Source organism: Actinosynnema sp., assembly GCF_052038725.1.
On sequence record NZ_JBQGCX010000719.1, the window covers coordinates 1 to 2,737 of the forward strand.

The 2,737-nt window shown below is 73.6% G+C and carries 1 protein-coding gene; it reads left to right on the top strand.

The window, feature by feature from the left end; genetic code table 11:
* Nucleotides 1–515: 515 nt before the first annotated feature.
* Nucleotides 516–2,737, top strand: a 2,222-nt coding sequence (locus ACTUAL_RS14960) for a HelD family protein (protein ID WP_440900673.1), incomplete at its 3' end; no start/stop codon positions are given.

Here is a 2,737-nt window from a genome sequence, read left to right on the forward strand (position 1 = left end):
GGCAGGGGCACCGCCCCCAAGCGCGTCCCGAAGGGGGCTCAACGAGCGGACTCCACGGGCGTGTCCTGCGAACAGGGGCGCCACCGACTCCCCAAGCGCGTCCCGCAGCCGGGCACCACGGGCGAACCCCGCAGGCGCGTCCCGCGCCGGGCGCCACCGCCGGACTCCGCGCGCAGACGCGGCTCACCGCGAGCTTCCCCCCGCGCGTCACGCGGCCGAGCCGCCGCCGAACCCCGCGGGCGCGTCCCGAAGGCGCGTCCCGCAGCCGGATCTCCCGATCGAGTCGCCCCCAGCGGCAGCGAGGCCGCACCCCGGTCATCGACCGCCCCGCCGTCACGGGGCGCGCGGGAAGGCACCGGGCCGGGACCGCAGTGGGGCGGAGTTCGCAGGTCCGGGCGGCGGGTGTGCTCAGCGCGCCTGGCCAGCGTGTAGATTAGTCATTCTGCGCGCACGCAGAAGATAACAGGCTAAAACCGAACAGCCTGACAAACCACGCTATCGAGAAATGAGGCACGTTGTCAACCCCGGCCGATGAACTCCGAATCGCGGAAACCGATTCGGAGCAGGAATACGTCTCGATGCTGTACTCCAGGCTGGACGACCTCCGTGAGCAGAGCTCGAAGCGGCTGTCGGGCGCGCTCCGGCAGACCGGCGGCACCCACCAGATGCGGTCCGAGCGGGACACCTCCGTCGCCATGTACTCCGACCAGCTGGCCCAGTACAGCGCGGTGGAGAACGGGTTGTGCTTCGGCAGGCTCGACTTCCACACCGACGACCGCTTCTACATCGGCCGCATCGGGCTGTTCGACGAGGACAAGGAGTACGAGCCGCTGCTGATGGACTGGCGCGCCCCCGCGGCCCGCCCGTTCTACCTGGCCACCGCCGCCGCGCCGGACGGCGTGCGCAGGCGCAGGCACCTGCGGACCAAGCAGCGCAAGGTCGTCGGCTTCGACGACGAGTCGCTCGACATCAACTCGGTCGACCCCGGCCGCAACGAGGGCCTCACCGGCGAGGCGACGCTGCTCGCGGCGGTCAACGCCAGCCGCACCGGTCAGATGGGCGACATCGTCGCGACCATCCAGGCCGAGCAGGACCGGATCATCCGCACCGAGCTGAACGGCGTCGTGGTCGTCCAGGGCGGCCCCGGCACCGGCAAGACCGCCGTCGCGCTGCACCGCGCCGCGTACCTGCTCTACACGCACCGCCGCCAGCTGGCCAAGCGCGGCGTGCTCGTGGTCGGCCCGAACAGCACGTTCCTGCGCTACATCGGCCAGGTGCTCCCCTCCCTGGGCGAGACCGGCGTGCTGCTGTCGACGGTCGGCGAGCTGTACCCCGGCCTGACCGCGACCGGCCGCGAGCCCACCGAGGCGGCCACCATCAAGGGCAGGCTCGCCATGGCCGACGTGGTCGCGCACGCCGTGCGGGACCGCCAGGAGGCCCCGGCGCTGGTGGAGGTGCCGTTCGAGCAGGACGTGCTCAAGCTCGACCGCAAGGCGATCAGCGCCGCGCGCGGCAGGGCCCGGCGCACCCGCCGCCCGCACAACGAGGCGCGGCGCACCTTCCAGCGCGAGGTGATCACCACCCTGGCGAACCAGGCGGTGGCGCGCCTGGGCAGGCACCTGCTGGACGCGGCCGACGTGGACGACATCCGCCGCGAGCTGCGCGAGGACGAGAAGGTGCAGGCCGCGATCGACCGGCTGTGGCCGGTGCTGACCCCGCAGCGGCTGCTGGAGGAGCTGTACGCCTCGCCGAAGCTGCTGGCCAAGGCCGCGCCGAAGCTCACCCCCGCCGAGCGGGAGCTGCTGCGCCGCGAGCCGGGCGGCGAGTGGACGCCCGCCGACGTGCCGCTGCTGGACGAGGCGGCCGAGCTGCTCGGCGAGGACGACACCGAGGCCAAGGCGCGGGCGGAGCGGCAGCGCAGGCAGGCCGTGGACTACGCGCAGGGCGTGCTGGACATCCTGGACCTGGCCGACGACGCCGACCCGGAGATCCTGATGGCGACCGACCTGGTCGACGCCTACAAGCTGGCCGAGCGGCACGGGGCCGAGCGGTACGAGACGGCGGCGGAGCGCGCGGCGGCCGACCGGACGTGGACGTTCGGGCACGTGATCGTGGACGAGGCGCAGGAGCTGTCGGCGATGGCGTGGCGCACGCTGATGCGGCGCTGCCCGTCGAAGTCGATGACCGTGGTGGGCGACATCGCGCAGACCGGCGACGTGGGCGGGGCGACGTCCTGGTCGGAGGTGCTGTCCCCGTACGTGCTGGACCGCTGGAAGCTGACCGAGCTGACGGTGAACTACCGGACGCCCTCGGAGATCATGGCGGTGGCGGCGGACGTGCTGGCCAGCGTGGACGCCGACCTGGCACCGCCGACGTCGGTGCGCGACAGCGGGTTCGAGCCGTGGGCGCGGCGGGTCGGGTCGGTCGCGGACGGGCTGGCCGAGGTGGTCGGGGCCGAGTCGGCGGCGATCGGGGACGGCAAGCTCGCGGTGATCGTGCCGTCGGCGCGGTTGGCGGAGCTGCGCGCGGTGGTGCCGGGCGCGACCGACGACCTGGACGCGCAGGTCGTGGTGCTGGGCGTGACGGACACCAAGGGCCTGGAGTTCGACTCGGTGCTCGTGGTGGAGCCCGCGCAGATCCTGGCGGAGTCGCCGCGCGGGGCCCGCGACCAGTTCGTGGCGCTGACCCCCGCGCCGCCGCGGCGCGGCGGGGGGGACCCCGAGGAGCTGGCGCCGGA